Origin of the sequence: Saccharopolyspora hordei (assembly GCF_013410345.1) — a bacterium.
Lineage (GTDB): Bacteria > Actinomycetota > Actinomycetes > Mycobacteriales > Pseudonocardiaceae > Saccharopolyspora > Saccharopolyspora hordei.
Genome location: NZ_JACCFJ010000001.1, coordinates 3,275,419 through 3,296,889 on the forward strand (window position 1 = coordinate 3,275,419; position 21,471 = coordinate 3,296,889).

Here is a 21,471-nt window from a genome sequence, read left to right on the forward strand (position 1 = left end):
CGGCCGCCTACGCCTGGTCGCGGTGGTCGTGGTCGCGCTGGAACTGGCGGAGGGCGTCGAGGGTGGCCGTGCGGTGGCGGCGGGCCGCGAGCTCGATGTCGAGGGGGTCGGCGCCGTTCTCGATCAGGGTGATCAGGCGGTCGTGCTCGGCCACCGATTCGACCGCGCGGCCCGGGACGAAGCTGAAGGTCGAGTTGCGCAGCAGGCGCAGGCGGCTCCAGCCGCGGCGCACCAGGTCGGTGATGTGCTCGTTCGGGCAGCGGGCGAACAGGACCGCGTGGAACTCCTCGTTGAGCTCGGTGAAGCGGCGCGGGTCGAAGTGCTCGAGGCACTCCCGCATCCGCTGGTTCACCGCCCGGGCTTCGGCGAGGTCGGCGGCGGTCAGCAGCGGGGCGGAGAAGCCGGTGGCGGCGCCTTCGACGACCGCCAGCGTCTGCATCGTGGTCACGTACTCGCCCTCGTCCACCAGGGCGACCTGGGCGCCGATGTTCTTCTCGAAGGTGACCAGGCCTTCGGCCTCCAGTCGGCGGATGGCCTCGCGGACCGGGACGACGCTGACGCCGAGCTCGCCGGCGATCTGGCTCAGCACCAGCCGGTAGCCGGGCGTGAAGCGGTGCGTGACGATCCGCTCGTGGAGCCACTCGTACGCCTGCTGGGACTTGCTGGTGACGCGGCCGGTGGTCATGGTTCCTCGCTTCGCTGATGTCCGCTCCATCTTGCCCGAGGCGCCTCGTGCGTCCCGCTCCCTCCGCGCGCTTCGGCGTTGATGTCAGATACGTCATCATATACGATCCTCGGCATGACGCACGACGATGTCCGTTCTGCCAGCGATGGACTCGCCCGGCACCCGCTGGTCGGGCGGCCCGGCAAGGTGATCGCGCTGCACCTGAACTACCCGTCGCGGATCGCCCAGCGCGGCCGGGCGCCGGCCAAGCCGTCGTACTTCCTCAAGCCGGTGACCTCGCTGGCCGCCTCCGACCAGACCGTGCAGCGCCCGCCGGGGGCGGAGCTGCTGGCCTTCGAGGGCGAGATCGCGCTCGTGATCGGCACGACCGCCCGCCGGGTTCGGCCCGAGGAGGGGTGGAAGCACGTCTCCGCGGTGACCGCCGCCAACGACCTCGGCGTCTACGACCTGCGGACCGCGGACAAGGGCTCGAACCTGCGCTCCAAGGGCGGCGACGGCTACACGCCGCTGGGGCCCGCCCTGCTGCCCGCCGCCGAGATCGACCCGGCCCGGTTGCGGGTGCGGACCTGGGTCAACGGCGAGCTCGTCCAGGACGACTCCGCGGGCACCGTGGTCTTCCCGTTCGGCGAGCTGGTCGCCGACCTGTCGCAGCTGATCACCCTGGAACCGGGCGACGTGGTGCTCACCGGTACCCCCGCCGGGTCGTCGGTCGTGGGCCCGGGCGACGTCGTCGAGGTGGAGGTGGACGTCCCGGGCACCGAGCACCGCACCGGCCGGCTCCGCACCACCGTGGTCGAGGGCCGCACCCCGCTGCCGGACTTCAGCGCCCAACCCGCCGTCGACGACCACCAGCGGGCCGAGGCGTGGGGCAGCCGCGAGGCCGCCGGGCTCCCGGCGGAGTTCGAGCTCACCGACGACCTGGTGGCCAAGCTCCAGCAGGTCTCGGTGGCCACGCTGTCGTCCCAGCTGCGCAAGCGCGGCTACGACCAGCTCTCCATCGACGGCGTGCGCACCAACACCCCCGGCCGCAAGATGGTCGGGCGCGCCCGCACGCTGCGCTTCGTGCCCGCCCGCGAGGACCTGTTCCGCAGCCACGGCGGCGGCTACAACGCGCAGAAGCGGGCCTTCGACGCGCTCAACCCCGGTGACGTGCTCGTGGTGGAGGCCCGCGGCGAACGCGGCAGCGGCACGGTCGGCGACATCCTCGCGCTGCGGGCCCAGGTCCGGGGCGCCGCCGGGATCGTCACCGACGGCGGCGTGCGCGACTGGGCCGCCGTCGCCGAGCTGGACATCCCCACCTTCTCCGGCGGCCCGCACCCGGCCGTCCTCGGGCGCCGCCACGTGCCGTGGGACAGCGACATCACCATCGCCTGCGGCGGCGCGACCGTGCAGCCCGGCGACGTGGTCGTCGGCGACGACGACGGGGTCCTGGTCATCCCGCCGCCGCTGCTGGCCGAGGTGCTCGACGCCGCGATCGAGCAGGAGGCCGAGGAGGCGTGGATCGCCGCCCGGGTCGCCGAGGGCGCCGCGGTCGACGGCCTCTACCCGCTGACCGGCGAGTGGCGGGAGCGCTACGAGGCCGAGCGCCGCACCGACCGACCGAACACCGACGCCTAGTCCGCAGGAGGACCGACATGACCCACGCTCCGGGTGCCTGGCGCACCCGCCCGGAGGAACTGACCGGATCGATCGCGCCGGTGGTCACCCCCTTCACCGCCGAGGGGGAGGTGGACCACGCCTCGCTGGCGAACCTCGTCGAGTGGCAGCTCAAGCAGGGCTCCGACGGGATCTCCATCGGCGGCTCGACCGGGGAGCCCAGCGCGCAGACCATCGCCGAGCGCGCGGAGGCGATCCGCACGGTGGTCGCGACCGTCGACGGCCGAGCTCCCGTCGTCCCGGGCACCGGCTCGGCCAAGCTCGACGAGACCATCGAGCTCACCGGCGCCGCCCACGACGCGGGCGTCGACGCCGCGCTGGTCATCACGCCCTACTACGCGCGCCCCACCCAGGAGGCGCTCTACGTCTGGTACAAGACGGTCGCCGGCGAGTACCCGGACCTGCCGATCATCGCCTACAACGTGCCGAGCCGGACCGCGGTGGAGATCGCCCCGGAGACGGTCGCGCGGCTGCACCGCGACGTGCCGAACTTCGTCGGCATCAAGGAGACCACCAAGGACTTCGAGCACTTCTCGCGCGTGATCAAGGCCGCCGGCCGCGACCTGCTGGTGTGGTCCGGCATCGAGCTGCTGTGCCTGCCGCTGCTGGCCCTCGGCGGCACCGGGTTCATCAGCGCCACCGCCAACATCGCCCCGGCCGCCACCAAGAAGATGCACGACGCCTACCGGGCCGGCCGGGTGGAGGAGGCGCTGGACATCCACTACGGCCTGCACCCGCTGGTCGACCTGATCTTCGTGGAGACCAACCCGGCGCCGGTGAAGTGGGTGCTGCAGCAGCGCGGCTTGATCAGCTCCGGGCACGTCCGCCCGCCGCTGGTCACCCCCACCGAACCGGGCCAGGACACGATCCGCGCGCTGCTCGCCGAAGGCGCGGAGCACCTGTCGCCGGTGGACGAGGACGACACCATCGCGGCCCGCGCCGCCCGCACTCCCGCAGGAGCCTGACCATGACCCACCAGCACGTGCCGCAGAACCTGCCGAAGCGCATCCAGCACTTCATCGACGGCGAGTTCGTCGACAGCGTGGACGGCGCCACCTTCGACGTCCTGGAGCCGGTGTCCAACCAGAACTACCTGGAAGCCGCGGCCGGCAAGCAGGCCGACGTGGACCGCGCCGTCGCCGCCGCGCGCAGGGCCTTCGACGAGGGGCCGTGGCCGCGGATGCTGCCGCGGGAGCGCGCCCGCGTGCTCAACCGGATCGCCGACATCGTCGAGACCCGCAACGAGCGGCTGGCCGAGTGGGAGACCTTCGACTCCGGGCTGCCCATCACCCAGGCCCTCGGGCAGGCGAAGCGGGCCGCGGAGAACTTCCGGTTCTTCGCCGACCTCATCGTGGCGCAGTCCGACGACGTCTACCAGGTGCCGGGCAAGCAGGTGAACTACGTGCACCGCAAGCCCAAGGGCGTGGCCGGGTTGATCACCCCGTGGAACACGCCGTTCATGCTGGAGAGCTGGAAGCTCGCCCCGGCGCTGGCCTCGGGCTGCACCGTGGTGCTCAAGCCCGCCGAGTTCACCCCGCTGTCGGCCAGCCTGTGGCCGGAGATCTTCCGCGAGGCCGGCGTGCCGGACGGGGTGTTCAACCTGGTGCACGGCATCGGCGAGGAGGCCGGTGACGCGCTGGTCAAGCACGAGGACGTCCAGCTGATCTCGTTCACCGGCGAATCGGCGACCGGCAAGCTCATCTTCGCCAACGCCGCGCCGACGCTGAAGGCGCTGTCGATGGAGCTCGGCGGCAAGAGTCCCGCCGTGGTCTTCGCCGACGCCGACCTCGACGCCGCGATCGACTCGACGGTGTTCGGCGTCTTCTCGCTCAACGGCGAGCGCTGCACGGCAGGCAGCCGGATTCTCGTGGAGCGGCCGATCTACGACGAGTTCGTCCGCCGCTACGTCGAGCGCGCCAAGAACGTCAAGGTCGGCGACCCGCGCGACCCGGCCACCGAGGTCGGCGCGCTGGTGCACCCCGAGCACCACGAGAAGGTGGTCAGCTACATCGAGATCGGCAAGACCGAGGCCACGCTCGCCGCCGGTGGCGGCCGTCCGAAGGGCCTGGAGACCGGCAACTACGTCGAGCCGACGGTGTTCATCGACGTGCCGCCGACCGCGCGGATCTTCCAGGAGGAGATCTTCGGCCCGGTCGTGGCGATCACCCCGTTCGACACCGAGGAGGAGGCGCTCCGGCTGGCCAACGACGTCAAGTACGGCCTGGCGGCGTACGTGTGGACCTCCAACCTGGAGCGCGCGCACACCTTCGGGCAGCGCATCGAAGCCGGCATGGTCTGGCTGAACTCGCACAACGTCCGGGACCTGCGCACGCCGTTCGGCGGCGTGAAGGCCTCCGGGCTCGGCCACGAGGGCGGCTACCGGTCGCTGGACTTCTACTCCGACCAGCAGGCCATGCACATCACGCTGGCGCCGGTCCACACCCCCAAGTTCGGCGCCTGACGGCGTCACGCACGTGAAGGAACGGTCAACGATGAACAACTCGGAGCTCACCCCGCCCGACATCGTCCGCTGCGCCTACCTCGACCTGGTGGTCACCGACCTGGCCGCCTCCCGGGAGTTCTACGTCGACACCCTCGGCCTCGTGGTCACCGAGGAGGACGACGAGACGATCCACCTCCGCACGTTCGAGGAGTTCATCCACCACAACCTGGTGCTGCGCAAGGGACCGGTGGCCGCCGCGGCCGCGTTCGCCTACCGGGTGCGCACCCCCGAGGACGTGGACCGGGCCGAGCAGTGGTTCGCCGCGCGCGGCTGCCGCACCGAACGCCGCGCCAACGGGTTCACCAAGGGCGTCGGCGACTCGGTCCGGGTCACCGACCCGCTGGGGTTCCCGTACGAGTTCTTCTACGAGGTCGAGCACGTCGAGCGGCTGGCCTGGCGCTACGACCTCTACAACCCGGGCGCGCTGGTGCGCCTGGACCACTTCAACCAGGTGACCCCGGACGTGCCTGCGGGCCGGGCGTACCTGGAGGACCTCGGGTTCCGGGTGACCGAGGACATCAAGGACGCCGAGGGCACCACCTACGCGGCGTGGTTGCGGCGCAAGGCGACCGTGCACGACACCGCGCTCACCGGGGGCGACGGGCCGCGGCTGCACCACGTCGCCTTCGCCACCCACGAGAAGCACAACATCCTGGCCATCTGCGACAAGCTCGGCGCGCTGCGCAAGTCCGACGTCATCGAGCGCGGACCCGGCCGGCACGGCGTGTCCAACGCCTTCTACCTCTACATCCGCGACCCCGACGGGCACCGGGTGGAGATCTACACCCAGGACTACTACACCGGCGACCCGGACAACCCGGTCGTCACCTGGGACGTGCACGACAACCAGCGCCGCGACTGGTGGGGCAACCCGGTCGTCCCGTCCTGGTACACCGAGGCCTCCCCGGTGCTGGACCTCGACGGCAACCCGCAGCCGCTGCGCAAGCGCACGGAGGCCAGCGAGATGGCCGTGACGATCGGCGCCGACGGGTTCTCCTACACCCGCAAGGACGACACCGATGCGGGTTTCAAGATCGGCAACTCGCTCTGAACGCCCCCGCGCCGCCAGGCTGAACCCCGCCGGGACCCGCGGACCGGCAGGGCCCACCCCGCTGGGCCCTGCCGAGACCTGCCGCGTCCCGGCCTCCCGCCCTACCATCCTTCCCCTGCGTGCGAGCCGCGCTCGCACACCGCATGCGCGCTGGTCACGCGCAGCACCCCACAACGATGTGAGGAGGAACCGTGCAGTTTCACCACCACGGTTACGTGTCCGGGGACCCGCGCGTCCAGCCGGCCGCGGGCACCGGAGTGGACCGTCCCGAGGACCTGCCGGACGAGGTCGACGTCCTCATCGTGGGCAGCGGCCCCGCCGGGATGATCGCGGCCGCGCAACTGGCCCAGTTCCCCAACATCGTCACGCGCATCGTCGAACGCCGTCCGGGCCGGCTCGAGATCGGGCAGGCTGACGGCATCCAGGCCCGCAGCGTCGAGACGTTCCAGGCGTTCGGCTTCGCCAACCGCATCACCGAGGAGGCCTACCGGATCACCGAGATGGCCTTCTGGAAGCCGGACCCGGAGAACCCGAAGAACATCGTCCGCGCCGCGCGCACCCCCGACGACCCGACCGGCATCAGCGAGTTCCCGCACCTCATCGTCAACCAGGCGCGCGTGCTCGACTACTTCGCCGAGGCGGCGCGCAACGCCCCGGCCCGCGTGGTGCCGGACTACGGCTGGGAGTTCCTCACCCTGGAGATCACCGACGAGGGGGAGTACCCCGTCGTGGTCCGCCTGCGCCGCAGCGCGGGCGAGGACGAGGGCGCGCAGCGCACGGTCCGCGCCAAGTACGTCATCGGGTGCGACGGCGCGCGCAGCAAGGTGCGCGAGTCCATCGGCCGCGAGCTCAAGGGGGACTCGGCCAACCACGCGTGGGGTGTGATGGACGTGCTGGCCGACACCGACTTCCCCGACATCCGCACCAAGTGCGCGATCCAGTCGCACGACGGCGGCAGCATCCTGCACATCCCGCGGGAGGGCAACTACCTGTTCCGGATGTACGTCGACCTGGGGGAGGTGCCCGAGGACGACAACGGCGCGGTGCGCAACACCCCGCAGGAGGAGGTCGAGGCCCGCGCCAACAAGATCCTGCACCCGTACACGCTGACGGTGAAGAAGGTCTGCTGGCGCAGCGTCTACGAGGTGGGGCACCGCCTGACCGACAAGTTCGACGACGTGCCCGAGGAGCTCACCGGCACCCGCAGCCCACGGGTGTTCATCACCGGCGACGCCTGCCACACGCACAGCGCGAAGGCGGGGCAGGGGATGAACGTGTCGATCCAGGACGGTTGGAACATCGCCTGGAAGGTCGCGCACGTGCTCGACGGGCGCGCCCACGAGTCGCTGCTGGACACCTACTCGGCCGAGCGCCAGGTGATCGCGCAGAACCTCATCGACTTCGACCGCAAGTGGTCGAGCCTCATGGCGGCCAAGCCCGAGGAGATGGAGGACCCCAGCGAGCTGGAGGACTTCTACGTCAAGACCGCGGAGTTCCCCGCCGGGCTGATGACCCAGTACCAGCAGTCGATGATCGTCGGTCCGGCGACGCACCAGGAGCTGGCGACCGGGTTCCCGATCGGCAAGCGGTTCAAGTCCAACCACGTCACGCGGGTCTGCGACGCCAACCCGGTGCACCTGGGCCACCACCACCGCGCGGACGGGCGCTGGCGGATCTACGTGTTCGCCGACCGGCCGGCCGCCGGGCAGCCGTCGAAGGTGACCGACTTCGCCGAGTGGGTCACCGGCTCGCCGGACTCGCCGGTGCTCGCCTACACGCCGGCGGACGCCGACGTCGACGCGTGGTTCGACGTCAAGGTCATCTACCAGCAGGACCACACCGGCGTCGACCTCTCGGTGGTGCCCCGGGCGTTCCTGCCGAAGGTCGGCCCGTACTCGCTCGTCGACTACGAGAAGGTCTACGCCGCCGACCCGAACGACGACATCTTCGAGGCCCGCGGCATCGACCGCGACGGCGCGCTCGTCGTCGTGCGCCCGGACCACTACGTGTCGCACGTGCTCCCGCTGACCGCGACCGACGAGCTGGCGGAGTTCTTCGCCGGGATCTTCGTCGCCAAGCGGCCTGTCGGGGTCTGAGAGGTCACGCGCGAGCCGACGTCGTCCCCGGCGACGTCGGCTCGCGCGTGCTCTGGGGGAGGCCCCGGCACACCGACGCCGCAGCCGACCGCTCGCCCGGGCGAGTCATCCCGTGCGACCTCAGTGGAAGTCGCACGTCTGGTTTCCCTTCAAGGGGCGGAAGACCGGGGCGACCGCCGTCGCGACGTGGGATCGGCGACGGCGGCGAGAGGGCGTGCGCCCACGGCGCACTTGGGCGAGGGGTGGCGTCGGCTCGTGCGTTCCCGGGCCGGGGGCGGACGATCACCGGGTTCTGGCGTCGGTCGCGGTGTGCCCGTGCGCGCGGGGGCCTCGTGCCGGACGAGGCCGTGGGCGAGATCCAGCACGCGGTGTGTCCGTGGGCGTCCCCCAGGACGCGGTCCTGGGGCACGCGCGGTTCAGGCTGAGGCGCTGTCCGGGCGGGAGGTGACGTACTCGGTCATCGTGCGGAGCTTGTGCTCGCGGGAGATGCGCTCGATCTCCTCCTGCGAGGCGCCCGCCCGGATGAGCGCGACGATCCGGTCGTGCTCGTCCACCGAGGACGCGGTGCGGCTGGGCACGAAGGTGAAGCTGGAGCGCCGGATGCCCGACATCCGCTGCCACTCGCGGTGCACCAGGTCGAGCAGGTGCTTGTTGGGGCAGCTCTCGCACAGCACCCAGTGGAAGCGGTGGTTGAGCTCGGTGAACCGCACCGGGTCCAGGGTCGTCTCGCACATCCGCCGCATCTCGTCGTTGAGCGACGCGGCCTCGGCGAGCTGGTCCGCGGTGACGTGCGCGGCGGCCAGGCTGGTGGCCGCGCCCTCGAGGTAGGCGAGCGTCTGCATCGCGTCGGCGTAGTCGGAGGTGTTGATGCCGGCGACCTCGGCGCCGACGTTGCGGGTGAAGGTCACCAGGCCCTCGGCCTCGAGCCGCCGCACCGCCTCCCGGACGGGCACGGGGCTGGTGCCGAACTCACGGGCGATCTGGTCGAGGACCAGCCGGTACCCGCTGGCGTAGCGTCCCGACAGGATGCGGGCGTGGAGCTCCCGGTAGACCTTCTCCGACTTCGACAGCGCCTGCGCCCCGGCTGTGCTCGGCATCTCCCCCTCCTCGGGCCATGACACCTGCGATCGTATACGGTGCGGTGGGGCGGTCGTCCGGACCACCCCACCGCTGAGGCGTCACCGGCGGGCCGCCGCGGAGAGCTCGGCCGCCCCGGGGATGTCGAGGGCGTCCGCACCGAGGGGGCCGCCGGTGCGGTCCTTGATGGTGAACGTGGCGACCAGGCCGATCGCCGCGAGCGCGAACAGGTAGCCGGACACGGCCATCGAGCTGCCGAACGCGGCCTGCAGCCAGGTCGCGATCATCGGGGCGAAGGCGCCGCCCAGCACCGCGCCGAAGGCGTAGGACAGCCCGGCCCCGGAGTAGCGGACCTGCGCGGGGAACATCTCGGCGAGCATCGCCGCCTGCGGCCCGTAGGTGAACCCGATGCCGACGCTGAACACCAGCAGCGCCACGGCGAGCAGCACGGGGTCCTCGGTGTCGACCAGCCAGAACATCGGGAAGACCCAGACCAGCAGGGTGAGGAACCCGATCTTGTACACCGCGGTCCGCCCGATCCGGTCCGACAGCACCGCCGCCGACATCGTGGTGACCACCCAGGCGGCGCTGGTGAGCGTGACCAGGTTGAGGATCGTCGAGCGCTCCATGCCCAGCACCGAGGTGGTGTAGGAGAGCACGTAGCCGCCGGTGACCATGTACCCGGCCGCGTTGTTCGCGGCGAACGTGAGGGTGCCCTGCACCACCTGCTTGCCGTTGAAGCGGAACATCTGCACCAGCGGGAGCCGGACGCGCTCCCGTTCGCCCTCGCCGGAGAACACCGGCGACTCGGCGATGCCGAGCCGGATCACCATGCCCACCACGATGAGCACGACGGACAGCAGGAACGGCACCCGCCAGCCCCAGTCGAGGAACTGCTGCTCGGTGGTCGTGGCGGTGACGACGCTGAGCACCGCGGTGGCGATGAGCATGCCGACCGGGACCCCGATCTGCGGGAAGCCGCCGTACCGCCCGCGCCGGTTCGCCGGCGCGTGCTCGACGGCCATGAGCGCCGCCCCGCCCCACTCGCCGCCGGCGGAGAAGCCCTGCAGGACGCGCAGCAGGATGAGCAGCACCGGCGCCCAGACCCCGATGGCGGCGTAGCCGGGCACCAGGCCGATGAGCGTCGTGGACGCGCCCATGAGCAGCAGCGTCAGCACCAGCATGGCCTTGCGCCCCAGCTTGTCGCCGAAGTGGCCGGCGACCACCGCGCCGAGCGGGCGGAAGATGAAGCTGACGCCCACGGTGGCGAAGGAGACCAGCCGCCCGGCGAGCTCCCCGTACGAGGCCACGAACGGCTCGAAGAACATCGGGGTCAGGACCAGCGCGGCGGCGTTGGCGTAGATGAAGAAGTCGTACCACTCGATGGTGGTGCCCACCAGCGTGCCCAGCGCGACCCGGCGGTGCTCTCGCCGGGCCCGCTCCTGGGTGGGGCCTTGTCCAGGCATGACAGCTCCTTTGCTGTGTCGGTCGGCTCGACCTCCTGCGGCCTGCCCGTCGAGGGCTCACCCCCGCTCGCCGGAGCGGGGAGAGGGGCAACGGTGTCTCCCGAGATCAACTACGAAATCGAATACGATCAGGAATACTGCGGTGCCCGAGCACCGTTGTCAACGGTTCCCCGGCCGTCCGCCCGACGCAGTGCGTCCGCGCGCGTGAGACGGCCTCTGTGGGGATCGCGCGTCGCGCCGGGGCGCGCTGGCGGTCGTATACGTTCTCCGCTTCCCTCGCTGCCTGCCCGCTGGTCGCCGCCGACCGCGTCGAACGCGTGAGCCCCGCCGTCCGACTGGTCAGGTTGACCAGTGGATGCCGTGTTCGGTCGATCAGATCGAGCAGAGTGAACAGTGCCGAGGGTGAGTGTTGCACAGCGGGGTGGTGGCTGTTCACGCTTCGGGCATGGACACTGCTGATCTCCGCGCGTTGCACCGGCTGATGGTGGTGGCGCGGCGCCTCGACGAGGAGGCCATCGCGATGCAGCGGCAGGGCGCCCTGCCCGGCTACGCGCCGGCGAAGGGCCAGGAGGCCGCTCAGGTGGGCAGTGCCGCCGCCCTGGACCTGAGCCGGGACTTCGCCTTCCCCGGCTACCGCGACCTGGGGGCGGCGGTCGCGATGGGCGTCGACCTCGTCGGCTACATGGCCTCGCACCACAACGTCTGGCACGGCGGGCTCTACGACGCGAAGGCCTCGCGGCTGGCCCCGTTCAACGCCGTCGTCGCCGGCCCGGTGACGCACGCCGTCGGCTGGGCGCTGGGCGCGAAGCTGGACGACACCGGCGGTGCCGCCATCACGTACTTCGGTGACGGCGCCAGTTCGGAGGGCGACGTGCACGAGGCGATGAACTTCGCCGGGGTGTACCGGCTGCCGGTGGTGTTCTTCTGCCAGAACAACGGCTGGGCGATCTCGGTGCCCACCCGCGAGCAGGTGGCCGGTGGGTCGGTCGCCGCCCGCGCCGCGGGCTACGGCATCGAGGGGCACCGGGTCGACGGCAACGACGTGCTCGCCGTGTTCGAGGCGACCCGGGCCGCGCTGGACCGGGCGCGCGACGGCGGTGGGCCGACGGTGATCGAGGCGATGACCTACCGGATGGGCCCGCACTCCACGTCGGACGATCCCGGGCGCTACCGGACGCTGGCGGAGGAGCAGGAGTGGAGCGAGCGCGACCCGCTCGCGGTGGCCGCGCGGCAGCTCTCCGCCGAGGACGTCGCGGCGGCCGAGGAGCACGCCGCCGCCGTGGTGCGCGAGGTCCGGGAGGGCCTGCTCGCGCTCGAGGCGCGGCCGGTCGAGGAGCTGTTCTCGTTCACCTACCGCGAGCCCACGAAGGCACTGCTGGAGCAGCAGCGGGTCTGGGAGGAGTCGCTCGATGCCTGAGCTGTCGTTGCAGCAGGCCCTCAACCTGGCGTTGCAGCACGCGTGCGAGGACGACGACCGCGTGCTGGTGTTCGGCCAGGACGTCGGCACGCTCGGCGGGGTGTTCCGGGTGACCGACGGCCTGCGGGAGAAGTTCGGCGAGCGCCGCGTGTTCGACACGCCGCTGGCCGAGTCGGCGATCATGGGCACCGCGGTCGGCCTGGCCATGCACGGCTGGCGACCGGTGCCGGAGATCCAGTTCGACGGGTTCAGCTACCCGGCGGTCGACCAGATCGTCAACCAGGTGGCGCGCATGCACTTCCGCAGCCGGGGCGCGCTGCCCATGCCGATCACCCTGCGGCTGCCCAGCTTCGGCGGCATCCGCGCGCCGGAGCACCACGGGGAGAGCCTGGAGGCGCTGTTCGCGCACGTGCCGGGCCTGAAGGTGGTGTCGCCGTCCACGCCGTCGGAGGGCTACCACCTGCTGCGGCAGGCGATCGCCGACCCCGACCCGGTGATCTTCATGGAACCCAAGTCCCGGTACTGGCACCGGGAGTCCTTCGACCCCACCGAGCCGGTCCCGGCCGTGCCGCCGGGCACCAGCCGGGTCGCGCGCGAGGGCGAGCACGCCACGCTCATCGCGTGGGGTGCGATGGTGTCCCGCTGCCTCCAGGTCGCCGAGCTCGCCGCCGAGGACGGGGTGGAGCTGGAGGTCGTCGACCTGCGGTGGCTCAAGCCGATCGACGTCGACGGCCTGGCCGCCTCGGTGGCGAAGACCCGCCGCGCGGTGGTGGTCCACGAGGCCCCGCTGACCGCCGGGCTCGGCGCCGAGGTGTCCGCCCTGGTCACCGAGCGCTGCTTCGCCGACCTGCGCGCGCCGGTGCAGCGGGTCACCGGCTTCGACGTGCCGTACCCGTCGGGGGCGCTGGAGGACGAGTACCTGCCCAGCGTCGACCGCATCCTGCTCGCCATCCAGACCACTTTGGAGTACCGCCGTGGCTGACGTGACGTTCCCGCTGCCCGATCTCGGTGAGGGCTTGATCAGTGCCCGCGTGCTGGAGTGGCTGGTCGCCGAGGGCGACTGGGTGGAGCGCGGCGCGCCGCTGGTCGAGCTGGAGACGACGAAGTCCGCTGTGGAGGTCCCCTCGCCGCAGTCCGGCCGGGTCGCGCGCCTGCACGTGGGCGAGGACGAGGAGCTGAAGGTGGGGGAGCCGCTGGTGACCTTCACCGTCGCCGACGACCAGGCCGGCATCGTCGGTGCGGTTCCCCAGGAGCGCAAGCCGCAGCGGCGCGTCCGCCTGTCCCTGCCGGAGGACTGACCGTGTTCGCCACCGCCGAGGACGGCACGAAGATCTGGTACGACACCGCGCCGGGACCCGCTCCGGTGCTGCTGCTCCACGGCTTCGCCTCGGACAGCGAGAGCACCTGGGTGCGCACCGGCTGGGTGCGCGCGCTCGCCGACCGCGGGCACGTCCTGGTCGACCTGCGCGGGCACGGGCAGAGCGACCGTCCCGCGTCCGGCTACGCGCCCGAGTCGCTGGCGCGCGACGTCCTGGCCGTGCTGGACGCGGCCGGGGTGTCCACTGTGGATGCTGTGACCTACTCGATGGGCGGGCTGGTCGGCTGGGAGCTGGCGCGGCTGGCTCCCGGCCGCGTCCGGCGGCTCGCCCTCGGCGGCATCGGCGGCCGCGCCGTGGAGCGCGACGGGATGCGCCGGGTGGCCGAGGCGCTGTCCGCACCCGGGCTGGAGGCGTGCGTCGAGGAGGTGGCGGGCCACCGGCTCGACGGGCCGGCGCCCGTCCCGGTGCTCTTCGCCGCCGGGGAGCAGGACGAGGTCGCCGCGGACGCGCCGGAGTTCGCCGCCGGGCTCGACGCCCCGTTCGTCTCGCTCGGGCGGCGCACCCACGTCAACGCCGTGTCGAGCCGTCGGTTCAAGGAGGCCGCGCTCGGGTTCTTCGGCAGCTGACGTGCGTCGAGCTTGACGGTGGCGGTGTGTGGGGGCCGCCACCGTCTCCCATGTCCGCCGGGGGCGATGGTGCCGGGCACACCGGGAGGACGCGCGCCGCGCCGACTGGTTATCGTGGGTGTCGGTGGTGGGGCTCACCGGTCCGCTCAGCGGCGAACCGCGGCACGGTGCCGCCAACAGTCCCTGCTCGACCTGACCGATGTCGGGCTGCAGTGGGGAGACCTGTGTGAACACCGAGCCTGCCAAGATCGACCAGCGTGTCGCTCCGCAGCGGAGCGAGCGGGTCCGCAGTCAAGCGCCTGTCCTCGCCGCCATCTCGATCGGCGGCGGGCTCGGCGCGCTGGCCCGCTACGGGATCGCCCAGCTCGCCCCGAGCGTGCCCGGCCACTTCCCGTGGGGCACCTTCTGGACCAACGTCCTCGGCTGCTTCCTCATCGGGATCCTCATGGTGCTCATCACCGAGGTCTGGTCGGCCCACCGCCTGCTGCGCCCCTTCCTCGGCGTCGGCTTCCTCGGCGGCTTCACCACGTTCTCCACCTACGCCGTGGAGACCCACGCCTTGCTGCGACCCGGCTCGGTCGGCACTGCCTTCGGCTACCTCGCCGGGACGATGGTGGGCGCCCTCGTCGCCGTGGTCCTCGGCGTCTGGCTCACCCGCTGGGTCACGAGGCGCAGGGGAGGTGCGCGGTGAAGCAGGAGGGTCCGGCGCTGCGCCTCTCGGTGTTCCTCGGCGAGGGCGACACCTGGCACCACGAGCCGCTGTACCACGAGATCGTCCGGCGGGCGCGTCGCGCGGGCCTCGCCGGGGCCACCGTGCTCCGCGGCTGCGAGGGCTACGGCTCCCACTCCACGGTGCACACCACGCGACTGCTCGGCCTCGCCGAGGACCTGCCGGTGGTCGTGGTCATCATCGACGCCGAGGACCGCGTCCGCGCCTTCCTGCCCGAGCTCGACGAGCTCGTCACCGAGGGCACCGTGGTGCTCGAGGAGGTCCACGCCATCCGCTACACCAGGAGCCGCCAGCCGTGACCGCCGTGCTCGTCGTCCTCGGCGCCATGATCGGTGCGCCGCTGCGCTACCTCACCGACCGCGCTGTCCAGCGCCGCCACGACAGCGCGTTCCCCTGGGGCACCCTCACCGTCAACGTCGCCGGCTCCTTCGTGCTCGGCGCCCTCACCGGCGCCGCCCTCCCCGACCCGGTCGCGGCCCTGGGAGGCGTCGGCCTCTGCGGCGCGCTGACCACCTACAGCACCTTCAGCTACGAAACCCTCCGCCTCGTCGAAGAACGCGCCTACGCCTACGCCGCCCTCAACGTCACGACCAGCGTCCTCGCCACCCTCGGCGCAGCCCTCCTCGGCCACACCACCACCAGCGCCCTGGTCGGGTGACGCCCTCGGGGGCGAGGACCGGCGCTGGTGGGTGGTGACAGGCGCTGATCGACGAGCTCCAATACGACCCGGAGCTCTGGGCCTCAATGGGGACCGGCACTGATGGCCGGTGACGGTGCACAAGATTTCCAGGTGTGCTGGCCTGCGGTTCCAAAGATCGTCGCGAGCGGATCCGGTTGGTGAACGCCCGCGCGGCTCGTTCTGATCTCACATCCACGTGATAGGCCGGTGACCTGCGGTTTCGGGGTGCGAGCGGGGTGTGCCCGAGGGGTGTCGTATCGGGGTGCTCGCGTCGCTCTTCCGCGGCTGCGGCTGCGGTGCCCGGGTTCCAGACTGGGAGCATGCCGTTCGGTGGTCGTAGGGACGCGGGGCAGCGGCTGGCTGAGCAGCTGCTGCACCTGCGCGACGAAGCTCCGGTGGTGCTGGGCTTGCCGCGGGGTGGTGTTCCGGTCGCCTTCGAGGTGGCTCGGGCGCTGGACGCTCCGCTCGACGTCATCGTCGTCCGCAAGCTCAGCGTCCCGGCTCATCCGGAGCTGGGCATGGGCGCGATCGGCGAGGGTGATGTCCGGATCATCAACGACGAGGTGATGTGGCGGACCGGTGTGCCACCCGCAGAACTGGAGCAGGCCGAAGCGCGCGCCCGTGCCGACCTGGACAGGCTGGCGCACCTGTTCCGCGGCGACCGCCCCCGGGCGAACCTCCGGGGACGTACCGCGCTCATCGTCGACGACGCCTGCGCGACCGGCTCGACCGCAGCGGCCGCCTGCCGCGTCGCCCACGTCCAGGGCGCCACACACGTGGTCCTGGCCGTCCCCGTAGCCACACCCGGCGCGCTGCAGAGACTCCAGGAGTCAGTCGACGAACTGGTCACCCTCGAGACCGACGAAGACCTCCGAACTGCCGCCGAGTGCTACGCGGAACCCGCCCCGGTCCCGGACACCGAAGTGATCGACCTCCTCAACTAGGCCACACCACGCTCGTGAGTGCCAAGACCGGCTCCAGCCGGTTCACGCACTCACGACCCCCAGCCACAGGCGGAGCCGGGCAACAGCCGCTTCACCAGCTGCGCGCCCCACCAGCGCGTGGGGCGCTGGTGGGGCGGTGGTGGCGTCAGTGCTGGGTGCGGTTCAGGCGCAGGGCGGAGATGAGGAAGAACGTGCCGCCGAGGAGGGCGTAGGTGGCGAGGTTGCGGAGCGAGGCGTCCGGGGCGGTGGCCTGCAAGAAGAACGAGACACCGGCGACGGTGGAGATGGTGCCGCTGGCGATCATCGCCCACTGGCCGCCGAGGGTGCGTCGCCGGAGGAGGGCGACGACGAGCTGGACGAGGCCCGCCACGACGGCCCAGGTCCCCCAGACCCGCAGGACCGACGGGATGCCCGAGGTGATCGCGAAGGCCAGGCCCGCGGCGGCGAACGTGCTGATCGCGATGGTGGCGTAGAGGCCCGGAGCCGACCGGCCGGCCCCGGAGGAGCGGATGTCGACGACGGCGGCGGCCACGTCGAACAGCGGGTAGAGCACGAGCAGCGTGGCGCTCACCGGCCCGATGCGCGACGCCGTCAGGAACAGCCCGACGGCCCAGAGCAGCGCGAACCCGAAGCGCAGGAAGTAGAGCCGGCGCAGTGCTGGGGCGACGGTGGTGGCAGCAGGAGCAGTGGTCGTGGTCATGGGATGTCCGTCTCAAGAGGTGTCGGACGCGGCGCGAGCGGTCCGCCGCGGCGATGGGGAGAAAGACCGTTCTCTCTTGCTCCTCCAGAGTGGCACGCCCCGGCTGAGCACGCAAGACCGATCGTTCTTTCTGCTATCGTCGGACCATGACCACCACGACGCGTCCCGCCCGTGACGACTCGAACGGACGGTCGGCGCAGCCGGTCACGTCCGCGGCGCGGGAGCGGTTGCTGGCCACGGCCAGCGGACTGTTCTACCGCGAAGGCATCCGGGCGGTCGGTGTGGAGCGGATCCTCGCCGAGGCCCCGGCGACGCGGGCGACGTTCTACCGGCACTTCCCGTCGAAGGACGACCTCGTGGTCGCCTACCTGCGCGGTGTCGACGCCGGCATCCGCGCGCAGGTGCAGGCCGCCGTCGAGGCCGCGCCGTCCCCGGCCGACGCGATCCGCGCGATCGGGGACGCGGTCGCTGACGACCTGGCCTCGCCGGAGTTCCGCGGCTGCGCGTTCCTCAAGGCCGCCGCCGAGTACCCCGACCCGCAGGACCCGGTGCGCCAGGTGATCCTCGAACACCGGGCCTGGTACACGGACACCCTCACCGAGCTCTTCGCGGAGGTCTTCGGGGACTCACCGCGTCGCGGCAAGCCGGAGCACGCCGCGCGGCACTTCATGATGATGCGCGACGGTGCCATGAGCGGCGCCCACCTCGACGGCGTCGAGGACGTGGGCGAGGCGTTCCGCCGGGGCGTCGAGGGCCTGCTCACCATGCTGCACTGAGATGCCTCGATCTGGCCGAGTGGGAACCGCCCGTGACCGGCGCTGGCGTCCGGACGACCAGGTGCCGCGGGCCCGCTCGACCGTCCAGACAGGACGCTGAGGCGGCCGGTCACCGGGTGAGGGCGACGGCTGCTTGAGCGGTGGCGTCGAGGACTTCGTCCGCCGGGTCGCCTTCCAACGGTTCGGCTTCGGCGACGATGACGGTGCGACCCGTCGAGCGGGAGTCGTAGTGGTGACCGGTGAAGGGCACCACGGGCACCAGCGGGTGGATGTCGCCGGTGCCGTGCTCGTCCATGACGCGGCGGAACTTCCAGGCGTCCGACGACCGCCGCATGGTCACCGTGGACACCGCGACCACCATCGTGCCGCCCGCCTCGTCGAAGACCGGGTACTGCTCGCGGTCGAGGCGCTGGCACGGTGTCCGGAGGAAGAACTCCTGCACCTGCCCGTAGGAGAAGGCAGCGCACTCGAGGTCTTCCTTCCGGTTCGGCCTGCCCTTGCGCAGCCGCAACTGCCGCCACGCGCGGCGGTCCTCTCCCTTCCGCGCGGTCCGCTTCGCCTTGCCCAGGTTGGACTTGATGTTGCGGACGACGGCGGACTCGGCGGCGGAGAGGGCGGACGAGCCGCCCGTCGCTCCGCTGAGCGCAGCCGTTCCGGCCGTCCCGCCCGACGCGCCGAGCGCGATCGCGGTGCCCACCGCGACCGCGACCGTTCCACTCCGTCCCGTGGGGTTTCGCAACGGGATGCGGCGCCCGTCCGGCAACGTGCGCCATTCGTGTTCCGCCATCGTCCTCCCCTCGATCGCGAGGACGCATTCTCGATCGGTCGAGCGGGGAGCATCCGGACAACCGATCATCATCGACCGATCGGAGTACCCCAGCCGATCGCGTCGCGCCGGTCGAGGGCGGTGCGACGGCTCGGCGGGTGACGACGCGGCCGCTCCTCCGTTCGGTTGCGAATTCCCGTTTTCGTCGGGTCAGCCGCTGTACGTGGTCGGCGATCCCGTGCATGGTCGGGGCTGCCCGCGCAGGCTGCTCGACGAGGAGGACGGGTGAGCGATCACAGCACGCTTCCGGAGTCCCTTCCGCCGCTGGCGGCGCCACCACCGCCCGTGCAGTGGTCCGCGCAGTGGATCGGCAAGCGCACCGACCCCGCTCACCGCAACGCGCTGTCGGCGGACTCGGACCACGTGGCCTGGGCCGAGCCGGGGCACTGGGTGGGCCAGACGTTCACCGCGCCGGGACCGTTCGTCGCCGTGGGGCTCGACCTCGTCAGCGACGACGACGCGGTGCGCGGGGTGCTGGAGCTGTGCGACGCCGACGGGACGGTGCTGGCCGAGCAGGTCATCGAGCGGGGCATCGTGCGGTGGGACCGGTTCGCCCACTTCCTCGAACTGCCCGACGCCCTCGGTGCCGGGGAGTACCTGCTGCGGCTCCGAGTGGTGCAGGGCCGCATCGGGTGGCCCACCCTGTCCACGCCGCCGCCCGACCAGCCCGACGACGGCGTGTCACCGCTGCCGGTCACGGGACGGGCCGTGCGGGACGGCGGCCCGGAACCCGGAGTGCGGGTGATCGGCGTCGAGACGGTGCCCGCGCCGAACCCCGTGTTCCGCACCTCCTTCGTGGTGCCGGAGGGCGTGCGGGAGGCCGAGTTGAGCGCGGTCGGACTCGGGTACGGGGAGTTCCGGGTCAACGGGCAGCCGGTCACCGAGGACGTGCTCGAACCGGCGCAGACGACCTACGACCGCACCGTCCTGTACCGCACCTACGACGTGACCGCGCTGCTGCGGGCCGGCGAGAACACGCTCACCGCGGAGCTCGGCCGCGGCTTCTACGCCGCGCGCGGAGCGAACACCTGGGGCTGGAACTTCGCCCGCTGGCACCGCGAACCCGTGCTGCTCGCGCAGCTGGAGTACCGCGACGCGGCGGGGGAGCGGCACGTCGTCGCCTCGGGCGGCGACTGGGAAGCCGCCGAGGGAGCGGTGACCTCCGACCTGCTCTACACCGGCGAGACCACCGACCTCGCCCACGCCCGCCGCGCCGCGTGGGAACCCGCGCTGGTCGCGGCGCCACCGGGCGGTGCGCTGCGGCCGGCGACCGCCCCGCCCGTCCGGCGCAGCGAACCGCTCGCGCCCGTGGCGAGCACACCACGGGACGGCGTGGTCGTGCACGACTTCGGGGAAGTGCTCGCCGGTCGCGTCCGGCTCACCGCGGTGGGCGAGGCGGGCGCCGAGGTCGTGGTCCGCTACGCCGAACAGCTCGACGCCGACGGCGTTCCCCACTGCCACAACGCGCTGGCCGCCGGGGAGTCCCAAGTGGACCGTCTCGTGCTCGGCGACAGCGGTGCCGAGGTCACCTGGGAACCGCGGTTCAGCTACAAGGGCTTCCGGTACGTCGGCGTGGAGGTCCACGGGGGCGCGACGGTCACCGACGTGCGGGCCGTGCGGCTGCAGACGCAGGTGGCGCGGGTCGGTGAGTTCGCGTGCTCCGACGAGCTGCTGACCTGGATCGTCGACGCCACCGGGCGCACCTTCCGCAACAACCTGCACGGTGTCCCGACCGACACCCCGGTGTACGAGAAGAACGGGTGGACCGCGGACGCCCACCTGGCGACCGAAGCCGTGCTGCACCACTGGGACCTGCGCGCACCGCTGCGCAAGTGGCTGGACGACCACGTGGACGCGCGCGACGAGCACGGGGTCGTGCCGCAGATCGTGCCCTCCCCGGACTGGGGCCGGGCGGCCGACCCCGCGTGGAGCGGCTCGATGGTGCTCATCCCGTGGTACCTCTACCGCGAGTACGGCGACCGCGACGTCCTCGAGCGCTGCGCCGAGCCGATCCGCACCTACGCCGACCGGCTGCTCGCGCTCACCGCGGACGGGCTGTGGCCGCACCACAGCTGGGGTGACTGGCTGTCCCCGGGCCACCACTTCGCGCCGGAAGGGCCGATGCCGACCGCGACGATGGTGCTGCTGCACCTCGTGCAGCGGGTCGCCGACATCGGCGACGTGCTGGGGGACACCGGCGCCGAGCGCTACCGGGCCGCCGCAGCGCAGCTCGCGACCGCCTACCACCAGCGGTTCTTCGACACCGCCACCGGCACCTACCGGGCCCCGGGCGTCGGGTACCGGCAAGCCATGAACGTGCTGCCGCTGGCGTTCGGCGCCGTCCCGGCCGAGCACGTCACGAGCGTCGCCGAGGGGCTGTTCGCCGACATCGAGCACCGCACCGGCGGACACCTCGACTGTGGTGCCGTGGCGGCGAAGCACCTGCTCCCCGTGCTGGCCGCGCACGGGCGGCCCGACCTGGCGATCACCGTGGCCACCCAGCGGACCCGCCCCGGGTGGGGTCCGTGGTTCGAGGCCGGGGCCGCGACCCTGATGGAGTCCTGGGACGAGACCGCGCGCTCGCACAACCACTACTTCCTCGGTGCCGCGTCCGCCTGGATCCAGCAGGCGGTCGGCGGCCTGCGCCCCACCAGCCCGGGCTGGGCCACCTTCGACGTCGCGCCCCTCGCCGACGACCGCCTCACCTGGGCCCGCACCGCGCACACCACCGTGCGCGGACGCGCCGCCGTCGCGTGGCGGCGCACCGGCGACGCGTGGGAGCTGGACGTCGAGGTGCCGGAGACCGCGGTCGCCACGGTGCGGGTGCCCGGCCACCCGGAGACCTCCCTCGCCGGTGGGCGGCACGCGCTGCGGCTGCCGGCCACCGACGAAGCGCGCTCCGCTGCGCGGTGACCCGTCG

General features: G+C 72.2%; 20 protein-coding genes. 15 read left to right on the forward strand and 5 right to left on the reverse strand.

Annotated features, from left to right (window positions below; all coding sequences use genetic code 11):
- Positions 1–7: 7 nt before the first annotated feature.
- Positions 8–685: a GntR family transcriptional regulator gene (locus HNR68_RS15025; RefSeq protein ID WP_179721472.1), complete on the reverse strand. Its 678-nt coding sequence runs from the start codon at positions 683–685 to the stop codon at positions 8–10.
- Positions 686–799: 114 nt separating this feature from the next.
- On the opposite strand from HNR68_RS15025, the gene HNR68_RS15030 reads away from it, so the two are divergent.
- The 5 genes from HNR68_RS15030 to HNR68_RS15050 all read left to right on the forward strand — a co-directional run bounded on the left by HNR68_RS15030 (position 800) and on the right by HNR68_RS15050 (position 7,991).
- Positions 800–2,302 (forward strand): fumarylacetoacetate hydrolase family protein, encoded by a 1,503-nt coding sequence (locus HNR68_RS15030; protein ID WP_179721474.1) that lies wholly within the window; start codon positions 800–802, stop codon positions 2,300–2,302.
- A 17-nt stretch (positions 2,303–2,319) separates the two neighbouring features.
- Positions 2,320–3,306, forward strand: coding sequence for a 4-hydroxy-tetrahydrodipicolinate synthase (gene dapA / locus HNR68_RS15035; protein ID WP_179721476.1), 987 nt, complete (start codon positions 2,320–2,322; stop codon positions 3,304–3,306).
- A 2-nt stretch (positions 3,307–3,308) separates the two neighbouring features.
- Entirely contained in the window at positions 3,309–4,802 is a 1,494-nt protein-coding gene (gene hpaE / locus HNR68_RS15040; protein ID WP_179721477.1) for a 5-carboxymethyl-2-hydroxymuconate semialdehyde dehydrogenase, read from the forward strand.
- Between the two features lie 31 nt (positions 4,803–4,833).
- The gene (hpaD, locus tag HNR68_RS15045) at positions 4,834–5,895 is read left to right on the forward strand and encodes a 3,4-dihydroxyphenylacetate 2,3-dioxygenase (RefSeq protein ID WP_179721479.1); all 1,062 of its coding nucleotides are present in this window, start codon (positions 4,834–4,836) and stop codon (positions 5,893–5,895) included.
- 191 nt (positions 5,896–6,086) lie between these two features.
- A complete protein-coding gene (locus tag HNR68_RS15050) occupies positions 6,087–7,991 on the forward strand; it encodes an FAD-dependent monooxygenase (RefSeq protein WP_179721481.1) in 1,905 nt (634 codons plus the stop codon).
- Between the two features lie 416 nt (positions 7,992–8,407).
- Here HNR68_RS15050 and HNR68_RS15055 read toward each other — a convergent pair whose 3' ends face one another.
- Positions 8,408–9,088, reverse strand: coding sequence for a GntR family transcriptional regulator (locus tag HNR68_RS15055; protein ID WP_179721483.1), 681 nt, complete (start codon positions 9,086–9,088; stop codon positions 8,408–8,410).
- Positions 9,089–9,169: 81 nt separating this feature from the next.
- The gene (locus HNR68_RS15060) at positions 9,170–10,534 is read right to left on the reverse strand and encodes an MFS transporter (protein WP_179721485.1); all 1,365 of its coding nucleotides are present in this window, start codon (positions 10,532–10,534) and stop codon (positions 9,170–9,172) included.
- A 445-nt stretch (positions 10,535–10,979) separates the two neighbouring features.
- Between HNR68_RS15060 and HNR68_RS15065 the strand changes: the two genes are divergently transcribed.
- The 8 genes from HNR68_RS15065 (at position 10,980) to HNR68_RS15100 (ending at position 16,249) form a co-directional block, all read left to right on the forward strand.
- The gene (locus HNR68_RS15065) at positions 10,980–11,951 is read left to right on the forward strand and encodes a thiamine pyrophosphate-dependent enzyme (RefSeq protein ID WP_246330457.1); all 972 of its coding nucleotides are present in this window, start codon (positions 10,980–10,982) and stop codon (positions 11,949–11,951) included.
- On the forward strand, positions 11,944–12,933 hold the full coding sequence (locus tag HNR68_RS15070) for an alpha-ketoacid dehydrogenase subunit beta (protein ID WP_179721487.1): 990 nt from the start codon (positions 11,944–11,946) through the stop codon (positions 12,931–12,933). The genes HNR68_RS15065 and HNR68_RS15070 overlap by 8 nt, the downstream gene beginning before the upstream one ends.
- Positions 12,926–13,249: a biotin/lipoyl-containing protein gene (locus HNR68_RS15075; protein WP_179721489.1), complete on the forward strand. Its 324-nt coding sequence runs from the start codon at positions 12,926–12,928 to the stop codon at positions 13,247–13,249. Before HNR68_RS15070 ends, HNR68_RS15075 begins: the two co-directional genes overlap by 8 nt.
- A gap of 2 nt (positions 13,250–13,251) precedes the next feature.
- Positions 13,252–13,896: an alpha/beta fold hydrolase gene (locus HNR68_RS15080; RefSeq protein ID WP_179721491.1), complete on the forward strand. Its 645-nt coding sequence runs from the start codon at positions 13,252–13,254 to the stop codon at positions 13,894–13,896.
- Between the two features lie 226 nt (positions 13,897–14,122).
- Positions 14,123–14,587, forward strand: coding sequence for a fluoride efflux transporter CrcB (crcB, locus tag HNR68_RS15085; RefSeq protein ID WP_343050165.1), 465 nt, complete (start codon positions 14,123–14,125; stop codon positions 14,585–14,587).
- On the forward strand, positions 14,584–14,925 hold the full coding sequence (locus HNR68_RS15090; protein WP_179721495.1) for a DUF190 domain-containing protein: 342 nt from the start codon (positions 14,584–14,586) through the stop codon (positions 14,923–14,925). Before crcB (HNR68_RS15085) ends, HNR68_RS15090 begins: the two co-directional genes overlap by 4 nt.
- Positions 14,922–15,284 carry a fluoride efflux transporter CrcB gene (gene crcB / locus HNR68_RS15095; RefSeq protein WP_179721497.1) on the forward strand — a complete coding sequence of 121 codons (363 nt, stop codon included), beginning with the start codon at positions 14,922–14,924 and terminating at the stop codon, positions 15,282–15,284. Before HNR68_RS15090 ends, crcB (HNR68_RS15095) begins: the two co-directional genes overlap by 4 nt.
- 341 nt (positions 15,285–15,625) lie before the next feature.
- The gene (locus tag HNR68_RS15100; protein ID WP_179721499.1) at positions 15,626–16,249 is read left to right on the forward strand and encodes a phosphoribosyltransferase; all 624 of its coding nucleotides are present in this window, start codon (positions 15,626–15,628) and stop codon (positions 16,247–16,249) included.
- Positions 16,250–16,394: 145 nt separating this feature from the next.
- Here the strand turns inward: HNR68_RS15100 and HNR68_RS15105 are convergent, their stop codons facing one another.
- On the reverse strand, positions 16,395–16,949 hold the full coding sequence (locus HNR68_RS15105; RefSeq protein WP_179721501.1) for a hypothetical protein: 555 nt from the start codon (positions 16,947–16,949) through the stop codon (positions 16,395–16,397).
- Positions 16,950–17,095: 146 nt separating this feature from the next.
- Here HNR68_RS15105 and HNR68_RS15110 point away from each other — a divergent pair, with 146 nt between their 5' ends.
- The gene (locus HNR68_RS15110) at positions 17,096–17,725 is read left to right on the forward strand and encodes a TetR/AcrR family transcriptional regulator (RefSeq protein WP_179721503.1); all 630 of its coding nucleotides are present in this window, start codon (positions 17,096–17,098) and stop codon (positions 17,723–17,725) included.
- Positions 17,726–17,834: 109 nt separating this feature from the next.
- Here HNR68_RS15110 and HNR68_RS15115 read toward each other — a convergent pair whose 3' ends face one another.
- On the reverse strand, positions 17,835–18,512 hold the full coding sequence (locus HNR68_RS15115; protein WP_179721505.1) for a hypothetical protein: 678 nt from the start codon (positions 18,510–18,512) through the stop codon (positions 17,835–17,837).
- A gap of 264 nt (positions 18,513–18,776) precedes the next feature.
- Here HNR68_RS15115 and HNR68_RS15120 point away from each other — a divergent pair, with 264 nt between their 5' ends.
- Positions 18,777–21,464: a family 78 glycoside hydrolase catalytic domain gene (locus tag HNR68_RS15120; RefSeq protein ID WP_179721507.1), complete on the forward strand. Its 2,688-nt coding sequence runs from the start codon at positions 18,777–18,779 to the stop codon at positions 21,462–21,464.
- Positions 21,465–21,471: the final 7 nt, after the last annotated feature.

Coding starts and splice junctions, on each gene's coding strand:
- dapA (WP_179721476.1), top strand. CDS start 2,320: ATGACCCACGCTCCGGGTGCCTGGCGCACCCGCCCGGAGGAACTGACC.
- hpaE (WP_179721477.1), top strand. CDS start 3,309: ATGACCCACCAGCACGTGCCGCAGAACCTGCCGAAGCGCATCCAGCAC.
- HNR68_RS15070 (WP_179721487.1), top strand. CDS start 11,944: ATGCCTGAGCTGTCGTTGCAGCAGGCCCTCAACCTGGCGTTGCAGCAC.
- HNR68_RS15055 (WP_179721483.1), bottom strand. CDS start 9,088: ATGCCGAGCACAGCCGGGGCGCAGGCGCTGTCGAAGTCGGAGAAGGTC.
- HNR68_RS15105 (WP_179721501.1), bottom strand. CDS start 16,949: ATGACCACGACCACTGCTCCTGCTGCCACCACCGTCGCCCCAGCACTG.
- hpaD (WP_179721479.1), top strand. CDS start 4,834: ATGAACAACTCGGAGCTCACCCCGCCCGACATCGTCCGCTGCGCCTAC.
- HNR68_RS15025 (WP_179721472.1), bottom strand. CDS start 685: ATGACCACCGGCCGCGTCACCAGCAAGTCCCAGCAGGCGTACGAGTGG.
- HNR68_RS15110 (WP_179721503.1), top strand. CDS start 17,096: ATGACCACCACGACGCGTCCCGCCCGTGACGACTCGAACGGACGGTCG.
- HNR68_RS15060 (WP_179721485.1), bottom strand. CDS start 10,534: ATGCCTGGACAAGGCCCCACCCAGGAGCGGGCCCGGCGAGAGCACCGC.
- HNR68_RS15100 (WP_179721499.1), top strand. CDS start 15,626: ATGCCGTTCGGTGGTCGTAGGGACGCGGGGCAGCGGCTGGCTGAGCAG.
- HNR68_RS15065 (WP_246330457.1), top strand. CDS start 10,980: ATGGACACTGCTGATCTCCGCGCGTTGCACCGGCTGATGGTGGTGGCG.
- HNR68_RS15030 (WP_179721474.1), top strand. CDS start 800: ATGACGCACGACGATGTCCGTTCTGCCAGCGATGGACTCGCCCGGCAC.
- HNR68_RS15115 (WP_179721505.1), bottom strand. CDS start 18,512: ATGGCGGAACACGAATGGCGCACGTTGCCGGACGGGCGCCGCATCCCG.